The following is a 14099-nucleotide window of genomic DNA, read 5'->3' as shown; positions in this document are numbered from 1 at the left end:
CCATCGCCGGCAAGCCGGCTCCCCACAGGCCATTGGTGCCCACTCACTCTCTGCCCTGTGGAAGGTCACCCAGCCTTTCCGGAAATCGAAAGGGCAACGGGGGCCCTGTGGGAGCTGGCTTGCCAGCGATAGGCTGCGCAGCAGCCCCAGTGCCGCTTGACCGACTAGCATTAGGGCAAGCCCTGCGATTGCATTGGAGGTTTCGGCATGAACGATGTGCTCTGGCGCCCCTCCACGGCGCGGATCGAGGCCAGCCGGATGGATGCCTTCCGCCGCCGGGTCAACCTGCGGTTCAACCTCCAGCTCAACGACTATGCCGCGCTGCACCGCTGGAGCGTCGAGCAGCGCCCGGCCTTCTGGCAGGCCCTCGCCGAGTATTTCCACGTCAACTGGCACACGCCTGCGACCCAGGTCCTGGATGAAGGCCCAGGCATGCCCGAGGCTCAGTGGTTCGTCGGGGCCACCCTGAACTACGCCGAACACCTGCTGCACCGGCGCGATGACCGCCCGGCGCTGGTCGCCGTGCGCGAGGACGGCACCCGCCAGGTACTCACCCACGCCCAGTTGGCCGCCCAGGTCGCCGGGCTGCAGAAGGCGCTCCAGGCAGCGGGCATCCAGGCCGGCGACCGGGTCGCGGCGGTGATGCCCAACACCTGGGAAACCCTGGTAGCCATGCTCGCCTGCAGCAGCCTCGGGGCGATCTGGTCCAGCTCGTCGCCGGAGTTCGGCCTGCACGGGATCATCGACCGCTTCGGCCAGATCGCGCCGAAACTGCTGATCGCCTGTGCCGGTTACCAGTACGCCGGCAAGACCATCGACCAGGTGGAGAAGATCAACCAGGTCACCGCCCAGTTGCCCGGCCTGGAACACCTGCTGGTCGTGCCCCATACCCGTACGCAGACACGCCCCGAGGAGTTCCACGCGCCGCGTGTCAGCCTGTGGCAGGACTTTTTCCAACCCGGCGGCGAACCGCGCTTCGTGGCGCTGCCCTTCGACCATCCGCTGTACATCCTCTATTCGAGCGGTACCACCGGCGTGCCCAAGTGCATCGTCCACCGTGCGGGCGGGGTGCTGCTGCAGCACTTGAAGGAACACGGCCTGCACAACGACCTCAAGGCCAACGACGTGCTGTTCTACTACACCACCTGCGGTTGGATGATGTGGAACTGGCTGGCCAGCGGCCTGGCGGTCGGCGCCACCCTGGTGCTGTACGACGGCTCGCCCTTCCATCCCGGCCCCGAGCGCCTGCTCGATTTGATCGACGCCGAAGGCATCCAGGCCTTCGGCACCAGCGCCAAATACCTGGCCGCCCTTGAGCAGGAAGGCCTGGAACCGGCCCGCAGCCACCGCCTCGGCAGCCTGCGCCTGCTCATGTCCACCGGCTCGCCGCTGTCGCCCCACAGCTACGACTATGTCTACGGCAGGATCAAGGCCGACCTGTGCCTGGCCTCGATGTCCGGCGGTACCGACATCGTTTCCTGCTTCGTGCTCGGCAACCCGCTGCTGCCGGTGCGCCGTGGCGAGATCCAGTGCAAGGGGCTGGGCATGGCGGTCGAGGTGTGGAACGAGCACGGCCAGCCGGTGACCGGCGAGAAAGGCGAGCTGGTCTGTACCCGCAACTTCCCTTGCATGCCGCTGGGCTTCTGGGGCGACCAGGACGGCAGCCGCTACCGCGATGCCTATTTCAGCCAGTACCCCGGCATCTGGGCCCAGGGCGACTATGCCGAGGAGCGTCCGAGCGGCGGCTGGGTGATCCATGGCCGCTCCGACGCCGTGCTCAACCCCGGCGGCGTGCGCATCGGCACGGCGGAGATCTACCGGCAGGTGGAAAAGGTCGAGCAGGTGCTGGAAAGCGTGGCCATCGGCCAGGACTGGAAGGGCGACGTGCGCGTGGTCCTGTTCGTCCGCCTGCGCGAGGGCCTGCAGCTCGACGATGCGTTGCGCCAGCGCATCCGCCAGGTCATCCGCCAGTACACCACACCGCGCCACGTGCCGGCGGTGATCGTCCAGGTCAGCGACATCCCGCGCACCATCAGCGGCAAGCTGGTGGAGCTGGCGATCCGCAACGTGGTCCATGGCTTGCCGGTGAACAATACCGATGCCCTGGCCAACCCCGAGGCCCTGGAACAGTTCCGCGACCGCGCGGAGCTGCGCGATCAGGCATAATGGCGCCCTTTTTCGCCCGAAGCACAGGTACCCCATGAAAGCTCAAGCCCGCCACATCCTGGTCAAGACCGCTGCCGAAGCCGAACAGCTCAAGCAACGCCTCGCCAAGGGCGAGGCCTTCGACGTGCTGGCGAAGAAGTTCTCCACCTGCCCGTCGGCCAAGCGTGGCGGCGACCTGGGCGAGGTGCGCCCCGGCCAGTTGGTGGGCGCCATCGACCAAGTGATCTTCAAGAAGGCCTTGCGCGTGGTGCACGGCCCGATCAAGACCAAGTTCGGCTACCACCTGGTGCAGACCTTCTACCGCGACTGACCCTCAGCGCCGCGCCGCCAACAGCCCCAGCCCGGCACAACCGAGCAGCGACGCGCTGACCCGGTTGAACAACCGGCGTGGCCTCGGGCGGCTGAACCAGCGCTGCAGATAAGCGCCCAGGCCGGAATAGAGGGCGATGGCGGCCCACTCCAGCAGCAGGAACAGCACGCCCAGCCAGAGGAACTGCTCGCTTACCGGCGTAGCGCTGCCGACGGACACGAACTGCGGCAGGAAGGCGGTGAAGATCAGGATGGCTTTCGGATTGCCCGCCGCCACCCAGAACTCCTGGCGCGCCAGGCGCCAGGTGCCCCGTGGATGGTCACCAGCCACCACGGCTTCGCCCACTGGCGCGCGCCACAATTGCCAGGCGATGTAGAACAGGTAGGCGGCGCCCACCACCTTGATCGCCAGGAACAGGTATTCGCTGGTGTGCAGCACCACCGCCAGGCCCATGGCGGCCAGGGCGATCATGCCGCTGAAGGCGAGGATCCGCCCGCCGCCGGCGACACAGGCAGTGCGCAAGCCATAGCGGCTGGCGTTGTGCAGGGACAGCAGGTTGTTGGGCCCCGGCGCCATGTTCAGGGCGAAGCAGGCGGGGATGAATAGCAGCAGGCTCGACAGGTCCATCATCGTTCTCCATGGAAACGACAGCAGCCTCGCGTTGGGCACCCTCCACGTCAAGCACAGTCGTGCAGCGAATGGCCGTAACAGTGGCTTCGGGGCTAGACTGCACGTCCCGGCAACTGGCAAGCAGGCCCCTCATGCCCTCGACCCACAGCGAACTCTGGCGCGACCCGGCCCTGCCCTTCGTGGAAAGCCGCCGCGCCTGCCACAGCCGGGCCTGCTACAAGGCCCACAGCCACCCGACCTTCTCCATCGGCGCGGTCGACGCCGGCGCCAGCCATTTCAGTGGCGCCGGTGCCGGCCGGCAGCGCCTCACACCCGGCACCCTGGTGCTGGTGCCGGCGCAGCGGGTGCATGCCTGCAACCCCGAACCAGGCCGGGCCTGGAGCTACCAGATGCTGCACCTGGATGCCGACTGGCTGCGCCGCCTGCGGCTGGAGTCGGGGGTGGCGGCGGGCGAACCGGGGGCGCCAGCACGTATCACCCGCTCGGCGGCGTTGTATCGTCAGTTCTGCCGGCTCAACGCGCTGCTTTTTTCCGCTGCCAGCCCGGCGGAAAAGGAAGCGGCGCTGGTGGCGTTCATCGGTGACCATGACTTCGCCGCCTGCCCCACCCTCGACGCCGCACCGGTGCCGGCGCAGGACCTGCAGGCCCTGCGCGGCCTGATCGAGCGTATCCAGGTGGACAGCCAGGCGGACCTGAGCCTCGCCCGGCTGGCGGAGCTGGCCGGCCTGGGTCGTTACCAGCTGATCCGCACCTTCCGGGCCGCCACGGGGATGACGCCTCATGCGTACTTGCTCAATGCCCGGATCAACCAGGCCCGCGAGCTGCTGCGCCAGGGCCTGGCGCTGTCGGATGTCGCCTATCGCTTGGGGTTCGCTGACCAGAGCCATTTCCAGCGGGTGTTCAAGGCCCATGCGGGGGTGACGCCAGGACATTATCGGCAGGGCGTCAGTTAACAGCGTAGGGGGTTGGCAATTGCTGGGGCGCGAGGCAGCCCCAAAGAAGGAACTGCACCGGCAATGTCCCCTACCCCGCAATAATCTTCAATACGCCACTGGGCCCCCAGCGACAGACTGCGGCTTTCGTCCCTTGCCACAGAAGCCCGCCCCCATGGAGCAGTTCCTGATCGTCGCCACCGTCCACTTCCTCGCCCTGCTGTCCCCCGGCCCCGACTTCTTCCTGGTCGCCCGCACCTCGGCCACTGCCGGCTGGCGCGTGGCCAGCGGTGCCTGCCTGGGCATCGCCCTGGCCAATGGCCTGTTCATCGGCGCCGCCTTCACAGGCATGTCGGCCCTGCATGACGGCACCGCCCTGTTCATTGCCCTGCAACTGGCCGGCTGCGCCTACCTGCTGTACATCGGTGCGCTGTTCCTACGGCACGCGGGCCACAGCAACCTAGTACCCGCCGCCGAGCGCCGCGCCCAGGCAGCCCACGGCTGGCTGCAGAGCCTGGGCATGGGCTTCGCCTCCGGCATCCTCAACCCGAAGAACGCCCTGTTCTACGCCAGCCTGGCGAGCATGGTCGCCAGCAGCAGCGCGGCCTGGAAACTGGCCTACGGCAGCTGGATGTTCGCCATCGTCCTGCTCTGGGACTTGCTGGTGGCCGTTGCCATCGGCAACCAGCGGGTGCTGCGTCGCTTCGCCCGGGCCCTGCCCTGGCTGGAACGGGCATCGGGCGCCATGTTGATGTTGCTCGCAGCCGCCGTGCTCATGCACCTGCTACTGGGCTGACCAGCTCCAGGGAGTCCAGTGCCATCAGGCTGAAGAATCCGCTGCTCCAACCGCCAGTGTCCAGGTGCCAGACATTGCCCAGGCGCTTGGCCCGCACCACCGGCGTGTGCCCCACCAACAGGGCCCGCAGCCCCTCGACCGGCTGGGTATCGCCTTCGCGCAGGCGACGTCGCGACCACTGGCAGACCTCACGCACCGCGGGGTCGTCCGCCGCCTGCAAGCGCGCGCGCAGCGTCGGCCAGTCGGCGAACGGGCTGTCGGCATGCAGCAGGCCGACCAGCCCGTCGGCGGTCTGCACCTCCATGCCGATAGGCATGGAGGCAAATCCCTCGACATAACGCTGCTGGTCGGCCCTGGGCAGGTCGAGGAACCAACCGCCACCGGCGGCGCGGTACATGTCCAGGTCGAGCCGGCCGCCGCGCAGGTGATTGATCGCCAGCGCCTCGTGGTTGCCCTGTACCGCGTAGAACCAGGGGCGGGCCAGCCAGTCCAGGGCCTGCAGGCTGTCCGGGCCGCGGTCCACCAGGTCGCCGACGCTGAACAGCCGGTCGACCTCGGGGTCGAAGCCCAGCGTGTCCAGGCACTGCCGCAGGCGGGCGAAATGGCCATGGATATCGCCCACCGCCAGGTCGCGTCCCCTTGTATTGGCGGCTACCCGCCTGAAACGGTTCATGGCATCGATCCTCTGCTAGCTGGCCAGCGTCAGGCGTAGAATAGAGGGGCAAAGCAGTCCGCCACCGGAGGTGCATCATGCGTACCGCCCTCGCTTGTACCGTGCTGATGGTGCTGGCATTCGACAGCATGGCACAAGGCACCCCGACCGCGCAGGTCGAGGTCCGTTTCGACCATCCCGAGAAATTCCGCGATGCCAGCCTCGATAGCCAGGGCTACGAGCGTGGCGCCGATGCCTACGTCATGAAAAGCCTGACCCAGCACCTGCAGAAGCTCGGCCAGCGCTACCTGCAGCCTGGCCAGCAGCTGCGCATCGCCATCAGCGACATCGACCTGGCCGGCCGCTACGAGCCCTGGCACGGCCGCGCCTACGACGTGCGCTTCATGCGCGAGATCACCTGGCCGAGCATCGACCTGAGCTACACCCTGAGCCAGCCTGGGCAGCCGGATCGCCAGGCCCAGGAGCGGGTCAGCGACAAGATGTACCTCAGCCGCCCGGGCCGCCAGGCCAGCAGCAGCGACCGCCTGTATGCGGAAAAGGCCATGCTCGACGACTGGTTCCGCCAACGCTTCGCGCCGCTTCCGGCCTCCTGAGCCCGACGCGATGGCCGCTGGTGCAGGCGACCCGGCCGGGGGTATCCTCTGCCGTTCGCCTTCACCAGGGATGGAAGCACCATGAAGCTATGCGCCGTACAACTGGCCAGCCGCAAGGGCGATCTGCCAGGCAACCTGCGCCGTCACCTGCACTGCATCGAGCGCGCCGTCGAGTTGGGCGCGCAGTTGGTGGCCTTTCCCGAACTGTCCCTGACGGGCTACGAACCCTCCCTCGCCCGCCAACTGGCGCACCCCGCCGATTCGGCGTTGCTCGATCCCCTGCAAGCCTTGTGCGATCGCCATGGCGTCAACGTGGCGGTCGGGCTGCCGCTACCGGCGGCAGATGGGGTGCACATCGGCCTGCCGATCCTGCGCCCGCACGCGCCGCGCCTGGCCTATGCCAAGCAGCGCCTGCACAGCGATGAACTGCCCTTTTTCGTCGCAGGCGACCGTCCCCTGGTCTTTCCTCTCGGCGACCGGCATGTCGCGCCGGCGATCTGCTACGAGTCGATGTTCTTCGAGCATGCCGAACAGGCCAGGTCGATGGGCGCAGACATCTACCTGGCCAGCGTGGCCAAGACCGCCAAGGGGATCGAAGAAGGGTTCACGCACTATCCCGAGGTGGCCCGGCGCCTTGGCATGCCGGTGTTGCTGGCCAACTGCGTCGGCCCGGCAGACACTTTCGTCGGCGCTGGCCATTGCGCCGCCTGGGACGATCGGGGGCGATTGCTGGCAGCGCTGGATGGGCACGCGCAGGGGTTGCTCCTGCTGGACACCTCGCTGGCCAGCGCCCAAGCCCTGCCACTGGATGACCTGCCAGCATGAAATACCTGCTGACGACCTTGGCCAGCTATGCCTGCACCTATTACCTGACCGGCCTGCTGATCCGCGGGCGCCTGGCCGACATCGCCGAGGGGCTGCGCCACCGCCCGGACGCCCCGCCGCCTGGCCAGTACCTGCGTGAGGTGGAGCAGCACGCCCGGCGTGCCCATCGGCGCTACAGCCTGGCGGCCGGTACCCTGGTGGCGGCGCTGGCCTGCCTGCTGCTGGCCTGGCTGGAGTGAAGCCGTCGGCGACTAGAAGTCCAGCGCCAGGCTCTGCCGCCCCTCCAGGGCGAGCAAGTACTGCTTGGCCGGCAGGCCACCGGCAAAACCGGTGAGGCTGCCCGAGGCGCCGATCACCCGGTGACACGGGGCGATGATCGAGATCGGGTTGCGCCCATTGGCCGCGCCGACCGCCCGCACGGCGCTGGGGCTGCCGATCTGCCGGGCGATCTCGCTGTAGCTGCGTGTTTCGCCGAAGGGGATGGTCAACAGCGCCGCCCACACCTGACGCTGGAAGTCGGTGCCGGCGAAGTCCAGGTCCAGTTCGAAGCGCTGACGCTGGCCGGCGAAGTACTCGCCCAACTGGCGGGCGGTTTCCACCAGCACGGGGTGGCTATCGTCCCGGTGCAGCTCGCCCAGGCGCACCCGGTTCTCCCGCTCCGCCTCCCACAGCACGGCAGCCAGCCGCTCGCCCCGCGCCACCAGCGTCAAGGTGCCGACGGGCGATTGCATCAGGGTGAAGGCGCAGGACATGACGGACTCCTCGGCAAGAAACGATTCCGAGGGACTGTACGCGTAACACCGTCAGATTGCATAGTCACTGCCCCAGCGCTTCCAGTGACAGCGGTGACAGTGGTTCGGGCGGCAGTTGCGACTGAAAGCATCGCACCCCGCCGCCCGGCAGAAGGTTCCTACCTACCAGTGCAGGCAACGGCCACCTCGATATTGGCCGGGGACCTCGGCGTCTGCAGCGCAGCATCGTTGACGATCCGCCTGGCGCGCCCGACGCCCCAGGCCAGGGCCCGGGTCATCGACTCGCCCGGACGGGAGTCGAACGCCTCCTCGTGCATCGCCATGCCGGATGGCGCATAGACGCCGATGAACATCTGCGTGGCGCCTGTACGCGACAGTCTCACCCGCACATCGATGCAGGTACCGTCGTCGAGTGTCTCGTCGTGTGTCCGATGATGAAGGGTCGGGTCTGCCCAAGACCAGTAAACGTCACCGCGAATTCTCATGCCGCCTCCTACGACTTTAGTCTTATACGTGTCGGTAGTGGCACCATAGCGCAAGGCCAGCAGGACGCAACCGCCGTTGGCCGGCCCGAGCGCGGAATCGGACGGTCGGGCGAGGGCCAGGTGTTGGCCAGTCGCTAGTCGGGTTTGGGCCTGGCCTTGTCGCGCGCGCAGGTGCCAGGGTACGACTCGACCCACTTGCGTTCCTGGCTCACCGCGCGAGGGTCATCGTCTTCCCTGCCACCGCCCTCCTCCTCGTTCATCAGCGGATCGTCGTCAGGGTCGGGTATATCGGGCCGCTCTGGATCGATCGGGCCGTCAGGTGGTGTCGGGGCGTCCGGGTGCATGCCGCCTTGTTGCCTCGAGTCAGGGGTCATCGTCGTCTCCCTCGGGAAAGTCGCTGTCATCACACCTGGTTGGATGAAAGGCGCCGGGGGCCCGTTCGTTTTATCTGACGCCATTGGTCGGTCGAGCAGTTGGGGCCGCTTTGCAGCCCCAAGCGCACCAGCCCCCAGGTACATCACGGCGATATCGGGTCGCTCGCCGGAAAGGTCTCGTCCAGCGCATTGTCCACGTTGGCTTCCCTTGGCTGCACCGCTTCGCCACACTTGCAGTCGGCCATGCGGCACGGCTCGCCGTTGCGGTGGCCGGTGGCGCAGGCCTCGCAGCAGTACGCCTTGCCATCCTGCAACAGGGCATTGGCGTCCACCGTGCAGGAACAATGGTTACAGGCACAACGTTGCTCGCTCATGCTCAGCTCCTTTCTCGATCATCGTCATCCCCTTCCACCGGCGATACCCGGTCGGTCCAGGGTTCGCCGTCGAGGGGCGCGGAGCGGGCCAGCTCGGCCTCGTCCAGGCCGATGCCGCCGCCGATCTCGTGCTCCTCGACCCGGCGCAGGGTCTTGTCCGCCGGCCCTCCGCTGCCGCCCGGCTCACGGGGGTCGCGGGCGCCGCTCTGGTCATGGAGGGTGTCGGGGCTCAGGTCGTCGAGGGTGACGTTGTCCTCGTGCAAGCTGTCGCTCAGGACCTCGCCACCGCTCATGCCGCTTTCGGCCACCCGCCGCGGCGGGTAGTCCTGGGCCACCTCCTGGGCCGGGCGCTCATCGCCGGCCCGTCCCTCGCGCTCGTCGTGACGGTCGCTGAAGTCCAGTTCGCGGACGCTGCCCATGCGGTCCTCGGTATCGTCGATCTCGGCCTGTGGCCGGTGTTTCGGGTCGTCTGGCTGGGGCATCACGGCTCTCCGTCAGGTGGGTTCATCTGGTCGACTGCCGACGCGGGGCAATGATTCAGAGTTTCTGCTGGATGGCGGCACCAGCCGCCTCGAAAATTTGAACTCTCCCCGCCAGCGCTCCCTCCCACCTCTAGAGACCCGCGAACCGTCCCGGAGCCCGCCATGGCCAAGCCCCTGCAGGAGTACCAGCGCAAACGCGACTTCGACGCCACGCCCGAGCCGTCCGGCAAGCGTCGCCACGGGCAGCAGGCCCACGCACTGCAGTACTGCATCCAGAAGCACGACGCCAGCCACCTGCACTACGACTTCCGCCTGGAACTGGACGGCACCCTCAAGAGCTGGGCCATCCCCAAGGGCCCCTCCCTCGACCCCACGGTGCGCCGCCTGGCGGTGCACGTGGAGGACCACCCGCTGGACTACGCCGATTTCGAAGGGCACATCCCCGAAGGCCACTACGGCGCCGGCGACGTGATCGTCTGGGACCGCGGTGTCTGGCAGCCGGAGGGCGACCCCCACGCCGCCTACGCCAAGGGCAAGCTGCGCTTTCGCCTGCAGGGCGAGAAGCTGGCCGGTGTATGGAACCTGTTCCGTACCCACCTGGCGGGCAAGAAGGAGCAATGGCTGCTGGTCAAGTCCCACGATGGCGCGGCACGCAGCGAGGCCGACTACAGCATCGTCGAGGCCGAGCCCGACAGCGTCCTCAGCGAACGCACCCTGGTGCCTCGTCGAGCCAAGGCCAGCGCCGCCAGCGAACGCCCCGCCAGCCCCCGCAAGCGCCCCGGCAAGGCCGAGCTGCCAGCACTGCTGCAACCGCAACTGGCCACGCTGGTCGACGCCCCGCCCGCCGGCGACTGGCGCTACGAGGTCAAGTTCGACGGCTACCGCATCCTCGCCCGCGTCGACGGCGACGACGTGCGCCTGTTCACCCGCAACGGCCATGACTGGAGTGCCCGAATGCCACGCCAGGTGGCCGCCCTGGGCAAACTCAAGCTGGCCTGCGCCTGGCTCGACGGCGAGGTGGTGGTGCCCGGCGAACACGGCATGGCCGACTTCCAAGCCTTGCAGAACGCCTTCGACACCGAGCACGACGAACGCATCATCTACTACCTGTTCGACCTGCCATTCCTCGGCGGCCAGGACCTGCGCCAGGTGCCCCTAGAGAAACGCCGGGAGACGCTGCGCCAGTTGCTGGACGGGCACGAGTCGGACCTGCTCAGGTACTCCGCCGACTTCGAGCAGCCGGTCCAGGCCCTGCTCGACAGCGCCTGCCGCCTGCAGCTCGAGGGCCTGATCGGCAAGCGCGCCGGCAGCCCCTACCGAGGCCGGCGCAGCAGCGACTGGATCAAGCTCAAGTGCAAGCAACGCCAGGAGTTCGTGATCGTCGGCTATACCGACCCGAAGGGCAGCCGCGCCGGCCTTGGCGCCCTGCTGCTGGCCCTGCACGACAACGACAGCGGCGCGCTGCGCTATGCCGGCAAGGTCGGCACCGGTTTCAGCACCACCACCCTGCACAGCCTGCAGGCGCGCCTCGCCCCCCTGGAGATCGCCAAGCCGGCCCTGGCCAGGCCGCCGACCGGCGCCGAGGCCCGCGGCGTACACTGGCTGCAGCCACGGCTGCTGGCCGAAGTGGCCTACGCCCAGATGACCCGCGACGGCGTGGTGCGCCACGCGGTGTTCCATGGCCTGCGCGACGACAAGACGGCCACCGCCATCGACCTGGAGCGCGCCATGCCCAAGAGCCAAGTGTCGACAACCACCACCAGGGCCTGCGGGCCGACGATACCCGGCAACCTGCGCCTGACCCACCCCGACCGGGTGATCGACGCCACCTGCGGCGTGACCAAACGCCAGGTCGCCGAGTACTACGCCGAGGTCGCCGACTGGATCCTGCCGCAGCTCGAGCACCGCCCCGTCGCCCTGGTACGCGCCCCCGACGGCCTCGGCGGCGAACTGTTCTTCCAGAAGAACGCCGGCCAGTTGCACATCCCTGGCGTGGTCAGCTACAGCAAGGCGCAGGCCGGCCAGGCGGCGATGATCCTCAACAGCGCCGAGAGCCTGCTGGGCGCGGTGCAGATGAACATGCTCGAACTGCACACCTGGAACGGCACCGACAAGGACTTCGACCGGCCCGACCGCTTCGTCCTCGACCTCGACCCCGACCCGGCGTTGCCCTGGAAGGCCATGCTCGAAGCCACCCAGCTGACCCTCACCCTGCTCGATGAGCTGGGCCTGAAGGTGTTCCTCAAGACCAGCGGCGGCAAGGGCATCCACCTGGTGGTACCACTGACCCGCCGCGCCGATTGGGACGAGGTGAAGGACTTCAGCCACGCCGTCGTCGACCACCTGGCCGGGCTGTTCCCCGACCGCCTGAGCGCGGTGTCCGGGCCGAAGAACCGAATCGGGCGGATCTTCATCGACTACCTGCGCAACGGCAAGGGCGCCACCACCGTCAGCGCCTATTCTCTGCGGGCCCGCGAGGGCCTGCCGGTGTCGGTGCCGATCTGGCGGGAAGAGCTGGCCCAACTCAAGGGCGCCAACCAGTGGCACATCGGCAATGTGCGCGAGCGCTTGGCCGAGGTCGACGACCCTTGGGCCGACTTCGGCAAGACCCGCCAATCGATCACCGCGCGCATGCGCAAGCGACTGGGGCTGGGCTGATGGAGCGGCTGATCGACCTGCTACAGTGGCCGGCGATGGTGCTGACCGTACTGGCCGCCTGGTGCATTGGCTCGCGTCAGCCCCGGCGGCGGCGGATCGGGTTCTGCTGCTTCATCAGCAGCAATGTGCTGTGGGTGATCTGGGGCTGGCACGTGCAGGCGTGGGCCTTGATCGTCCTGCAGTTCTGCCTGTGCGCCATGAACCTGCGTGGCTGGAAGAAGAACACCCCGGTGGAGCATACCCCATGAGCATCGTCCAGGACTTCGACCTGACCCATCTCGACCGCCTGTTGCGCACGTTCACCGAACGGCCCCAGGCGCTGAACCTCGACACTCAGCTGCTGGCGCTGATGCAGGCGTTGCAGGCCGACCACCTCGACCTGCTGCCACTGCCCGGCCAGGGCCATACCCTGCAGCGCTGGCAGACCCTGGCGCGCATCGCTGGCTGCGACCTGGCCTTGGCCAAGCTCTACGAGGGCCATACCGATGCCCTGGCGATCCTCGCCGAATGCGCCGCGCCGCACCTGGTGGGCAACGGCATCTGGGGAGTGTGGGCCGCCGAGCCGCCGGATGCCCGCGCACGCATCGTCGCACGTGACGGCGAGCGGGTGCGCCTCGGCGGGCGCAAGGCCTGGTGTTCCGGCGCCTTGCAGATCGACCGGGCGTTGATCACTGCCTGGGCCGACGACACGCAGCCACAGCTGGTGGCCATCGAGCTGTCGCACCCCAGCCAGCGCATCCAGGCAGACCGTTGGCAGGCGGTGGGCATGGCCACCACCACCAGTGTCGAGATCGCATTCGACGACAGCCCCGGCATCGCCGTCGGTCGCCCCGGCCAGTACCTGTCGCGCCCGGGGTTCTGGCACGGTGGTGCCGGCATCGCTGCCTGCTGGTACGGCGCCGCCGAGGCCCTGGCCGACTACCTGCGCGAGCAGTGCCGCAAGCCACGCCCCGATGTCCACGCCGAGGCTCATCTGGGGGCGGTGGACGCCGCGCTGTTCGGCGCCCGCGCCGCCCTGCGCGAATGCGCCGCCTGGATCGACCGGCAGCCGACCGCCGATGCCAGCTTCGAAGTCCGCCGCACCCGCGCCCAGGTGGAGCAGGCGGTCGAGCAGGTGATCCGTCACGTGGGTCGTGCGCTAGGGGCCACGCCCTTCTGTCGCAGCAGCCATTTCGCCAGGCTCAGCGCCGACTTGCCCGTGTACCTGCGTCAGAGCCACGCCGAGCGTGACCTGGCAGCGCTCGGGCAACAGCTGGCCCAGGTGCCGGCAGGTGCGTGGCAGCTATGAGCGAGAACCGCATCCAGGCCAGCCGCGGCACGCCCTGGAGCGCCTGGCAGCACTCGGCGCACCTGGCCCGGGCCAGTTGGATCAGCCCCGATCAGCTATGCCCGCCGGGCCGGCGCCTGGTCCTGGTGGCGCCGCACCCGGACGACGAGGTTCTCATGGCCGGCGGGCTGCTGGCGGGCTTTCACGGCCGAGAACAGGACCTGCTGCTGATCTCGGTCAGCGATGGCGAGGCCAGCCACCCCGGGTCCGCGCACTGGACCGAGCATCGCCTGCGGCGCCAGCGGCCGCTGGAGAGCCGCCACGCCCTGCAACACTTGGAGCTGGACCTCAACCAACTGCAATGGCACCGGCTCAACCTCAAGGACGGTGCCGTGGCCCGCGACGAGGCGTTCCTGGTCAACCACCTGGGCCAGGCGCTCAAGCCCGGCGACCTGCTGCTGACCACCTGGCGCGGCGACGGTCATGCCGATCACGAGGCGGTCGGCCGCGCCGCGGCCCAGGCCGCCCGGGCCCGCCAGGCGCAGTTGGCCGAGGTACCGGTATGGGCCTGGCACTGGGCTCAACCCGACGATCCCCGCCTGCCCTGGCCCCGCGCCCACCGCCTGCAACTGGACGAGACGCGCCTGGCGCGCAAACGCCTGGCCATCGCCGCCCATGCCAGCCAGCTGGCGCCGGACCAGGGGCGCCCGCCGGTGCTCCCGTCCAGCCTGCTGGAATGCCTGCTGCAACCTTTCGAACTGGTGCTGCTTTGAATGGAAACG

18 protein-coding genes are annotated in these 14099 nt (G+C 68.5%); 11 read left to right on the top strand and 7 right to left on the bottom strand.

From position 1 onward, the window contains the following. The first annotated feature begins 207 nt into the window (after window positions 1–207). On the top strand, window positions 208–2166 hold the full coding sequence (locus tag ACDI39_RS03580) for an acetoacetate--CoA ligase (RefSeq protein WP_253080134.1): 1959 nt from the start codon (window positions 208–210) through the stop codon (window positions 2164–2166). Between the two features lie 34 nt (window positions 2167–2200). After that, window positions 2201–2476: a peptidylprolyl isomerase gene (locus tag ACDI39_RS03575; protein WP_225787843.1), complete on the top strand. Its 276-nt coding sequence runs from the start codon at window positions 2201–2203 to the stop codon at window positions 2474–2476. Window positions 2477–2479: 3 nt separating this feature from the next. Here the strand turns inward: ACDI39_RS03575 and ACDI39_RS03570 are convergent, their stop codons facing one another. Continuing rightward, the gene (locus ACDI39_RS03570; RefSeq protein ID WP_225787844.1) at window positions 2480–3103 is read right to left on the bottom strand and encodes a LysE family translocator; all 624 of its coding nucleotides are present in this window, start codon (window positions 3101–3103) and stop codon (window positions 2480–2482) included. A gap of 134 nt (window positions 3104–3237) precedes the next feature. Between ACDI39_RS03570 and ACDI39_RS03565 the strand changes: the two genes are divergently transcribed. Then, entirely contained in the window at window positions 3238–4059 is an 822-nt protein-coding gene (locus tag ACDI39_RS03565) for an AraC family transcriptional regulator (RefSeq protein ID WP_253080135.1), read from the top strand. Between the two features lie 154 nt (window positions 4060–4213). Further along, window positions 4214–4834, top strand: coding sequence for a LysE family translocator (locus ACDI39_RS03560; RefSeq protein ID WP_253080136.1), 621 nt, complete (start codon window positions 4214–4216; stop codon window positions 4832–4834). Here the strand turns inward: ACDI39_RS03560 and ACDI39_RS03555 are convergent. Beyond that, a complete protein-coding gene (locus ACDI39_RS03555; RefSeq protein WP_253080137.1) occupies window positions 4812–5507 on the bottom strand; it encodes a metallophosphoesterase in 696 nt (231 codons plus the stop codon). The genes ACDI39_RS03560 and ACDI39_RS03555 overlap by 23 nt on opposite strands. 77 nt (window positions 5508–5584) lie before the next feature. Between ACDI39_RS03555 and ACDI39_RS03550 the strand changes: the two genes are divergently transcribed. The 3 genes from ACDI39_RS03550 to ACDI39_RS03540 all read left to right on the top strand — a co-directional run bounded on the left by ACDI39_RS03550 (window position 5585) and on the right by ACDI39_RS03540 (window position 7164). Further along, on the top strand, window positions 5585–6100 hold the full coding sequence (locus ACDI39_RS03550; RefSeq protein WP_225787848.1) for a DUF3016 domain-containing protein: 516 nt from the start codon (window positions 5585–5587) through the stop codon (window positions 6098–6100). An 81-nt stretch (window positions 6101–6181) separates the two neighbouring features. Further along, window positions 6182–6925 (top strand): carbon-nitrogen hydrolase family protein, encoded by a 744-nt coding sequence (locus ACDI39_RS03545; RefSeq protein ID WP_225787849.1) that lies wholly within the window; start codon window positions 6182–6184, stop codon window positions 6923–6925. Next, window positions 6922–7164, top strand: coding sequence for a hypothetical protein (locus ACDI39_RS03540; RefSeq protein ID WP_225787850.1), 243 nt, complete (start codon window positions 6922–6924; stop codon window positions 7162–7164). The genes ACDI39_RS03545 and ACDI39_RS03540 overlap by 4 nt, the downstream gene beginning before the upstream one ends. A 12-nt stretch (window positions 7165–7176) precedes the next feature. On the opposite strand, the gene ACDI39_RS03535 is transcribed toward ACDI39_RS03540, so the two are convergent. From ACDI39_RS03535 to ACDI39_RS03515, 5 genes are all read right to left on the bottom strand, one after another. Next, window positions 7177–7677, bottom strand: a complete 501-nt coding sequence (locus ACDI39_RS03535) for a methylated-DNA--[protein]-cysteine S-methyltransferase (RefSeq protein ID WP_253080139.1) — start codon at window positions 7675–7677, stop codon at window positions 7177–7179. A gap of 158 nt (window positions 7678–7835) precedes the next feature. Beyond that, window positions 7836–8162, bottom strand: coding sequence for a hypothetical protein (locus ACDI39_RS03530; protein WP_410045959.1), 327 nt, complete (start codon window positions 8160–8162; stop codon window positions 7836–7838). Window positions 8163–8296: 134 nt separating this feature from the next. After that, the gene (locus ACDI39_RS03525; RefSeq protein ID WP_486537660.1) at window positions 8297–8536 is read right to left on the bottom strand and encodes a hypothetical protein; all 240 of its coding nucleotides are present in this window, start codon (window positions 8534–8536) and stop codon (window positions 8297–8299) included. Between the two features lie 143 nt (window positions 8537–8679). After that, complete coding sequence (locus tag ACDI39_RS03520) at window positions 8680–8910, bottom strand: metallothionein (RefSeq protein WP_225787854.1); 231 nt, start codon at window positions 8908–8910, stop codon at window positions 8680–8682. A gap of 2 nt (window positions 8911–8912) precedes the next feature. Continuing rightward, window positions 8913–9392: a phosphotransferase system, HPr-related protein gene (locus ACDI39_RS03515; RefSeq protein WP_225787855.1), complete on the bottom strand. Its 480-nt coding sequence runs from the start codon at window positions 9390–9392 to the stop codon at window positions 8913–8915. A gap of 162 nt (window positions 9393–9554) precedes the next feature. Between ACDI39_RS03515 and ligD the strand changes: the two genes are divergently transcribed. Genes ligD through ACDI39_RS03495 form a run of 4 tightly spaced genes read left to right on the top strand, consistent with a single transcriptional unit; the run spans window position 9555 to window position 14090 of the window. Then, entirely contained in the window at window positions 9555–12050 is a 2496-nt protein-coding gene (ligD, locus tag ACDI39_RS03510) for a DNA ligase D (RefSeq protein WP_486537657.1), read from the top strand. Continuing rightward, the gene (locus tag ACDI39_RS03505; RefSeq protein WP_225787857.1) at window positions 12050–12298 is read left to right on the top strand and encodes a hypothetical protein; all 249 of its coding nucleotides are present in this window, start codon (window positions 12050–12052) and stop codon (window positions 12296–12298) included. Before ligD ends, ACDI39_RS03505 begins: the two co-directional genes overlap by 1 nt. After that, window positions 12295–13338: an acyl-CoA dehydrogenase family protein gene (locus ACDI39_RS03500; RefSeq protein WP_486537655.1), complete on the top strand. Its 1044-nt coding sequence runs from the start codon at window positions 12295–12297 to the stop codon at window positions 13336–13338. The genes ACDI39_RS03505 and ACDI39_RS03500 overlap by 4 nt, the downstream gene beginning before the upstream one ends. Beyond that, window positions 13335–14090 (top strand): PIG-L deacetylase family protein, encoded by a 756-nt coding sequence (locus ACDI39_RS03495; protein WP_225787859.1) that lies wholly within the window; start codon window positions 13335–13337, stop codon window positions 14088–14090. The genes ACDI39_RS03500 and ACDI39_RS03495 overlap by 4 nt, the downstream gene beginning before the upstream one ends. Window positions 14091–14099 lie beyond the last annotated feature (9 nt).

The organism is Pseudomonas sp. Tun-23181 (assembly GCF_057415455.1).
This window is presented reverse-complemented; position numbering and strand designations above follow the sequence as displayed.

Excerpts from the sequence above, each read along its gene's own strand:
- ACDI39_RS03545 (WP_225787849.1), top strand. The coding sequence starts at position 6,182 with ATGAAGCTATGCGCCGTACAACTGGCCAGCCGCAAGGGCGATCTGCCA.
- ACDI39_RS03520 (WP_225787854.1), bottom strand. The coding sequence starts at position 8,910 with ATGAGCGAGCAACGTTGTGCCTGTAACCATTGTTCCTGCACGGTGGAC.
- ACDI39_RS03500 (WP_486537655.1), top strand. The coding sequence starts at position 12,295 with ATGAGCATCGTCCAGGACTTCGACCTGACCCATCTCGACCGCCTGTTG.
- ACDI39_RS03535 (WP_253080139.1), bottom strand. The coding sequence starts at position 7,677 with ATGTCCTGCGCCTTCACCCTGATGCAATCGCCCGTCGGCACCTTGACG.
- ligD (WP_486537657.1), top strand. The coding sequence starts at position 9,555 with ATGGCCAAGCCCCTGCAGGAGTACCAGCGCAAACGCGACTTCGACGCC.
- ACDI39_RS03550 (WP_225787848.1), top strand. The coding sequence starts at position 5,585 with ATGCGTACCGCCCTCGCTTGTACCGTGCTGATGGTGCTGGCATTCGAC.
- ACDI39_RS03525 (WP_486537660.1), bottom strand. The coding sequence starts at position 8,536 with ATGACCCCTGACTCGAGGCAACAAGGCGGCATGCACCCGGACGCCCCG.
- ACDI39_RS03505 (WP_225787857.1), top strand. The coding sequence starts at position 12,050 with ATGGAGCGGCTGATCGACCTGCTACAGTGGCCGGCGATGGTGCTGACC.
- ACDI39_RS03540 (WP_225787850.1), top strand. The coding sequence starts at position 6,922 with ATGAAATACCTGCTGACGACCTTGGCCAGCTATGCCTGCACCTATTAC.
- ACDI39_RS03560 (WP_253080136.1), top strand. The coding sequence starts at position 4,214 with ATGGAGCAGTTCCTGATCGTCGCCACCGTCCACTTCCTCGCCCTGCTG.
- ACDI39_RS03580 (WP_253080134.1), top strand. The coding sequence starts at position 208 with ATGAACGATGTGCTCTGGCGCCCCTCCACGGCGCGGATCGAGGCCAGC.
- ACDI39_RS03515 (WP_225787855.1), bottom strand. The coding sequence starts at position 9,392 with ATGCCCCAGCCAGACGACCCGAAACACCGGCCACAGGCCGAGATCGAC.
- ACDI39_RS03565 (WP_253080135.1), top strand. The coding sequence starts at position 3,238 with ATGCCCTCGACCCACAGCGAACTCTGGCGCGACCCGGCCCTGCCCTTC.
- ACDI39_RS03495 (WP_225787859.1), top strand. The coding sequence starts at position 13,335 with ATGAGCGAGAACCGCATCCAGGCCAGCCGCGGCACGCCCTGGAGCGCC.
- ACDI39_RS03530 (WP_410045959.1), bottom strand. The coding sequence starts at position 8,162 with ATGAGAATTCGCGGTGACGTTTACTGGTCTTGGGCAGACCCGACCCTT.
- ACDI39_RS03575 (WP_225787843.1), top strand. The coding sequence starts at position 2,201 with ATGAAAGCTCAAGCCCGCCACATCCTGGTCAAGACCGCTGCCGAAGCC.
- ACDI39_RS03570 (WP_225787844.1), bottom strand. The coding sequence starts at position 3,103 with ATGGACCTGTCGAGCCTGCTGCTATTCATCCCCGCCTGCTTCGCCCTG.
- ACDI39_RS03555 (WP_253080137.1), bottom strand. The coding sequence starts at position 5,507 with ATGAACCGTTTCAGGCGGGTAGCCGCCAATACAAGGGGACGCGACCTG.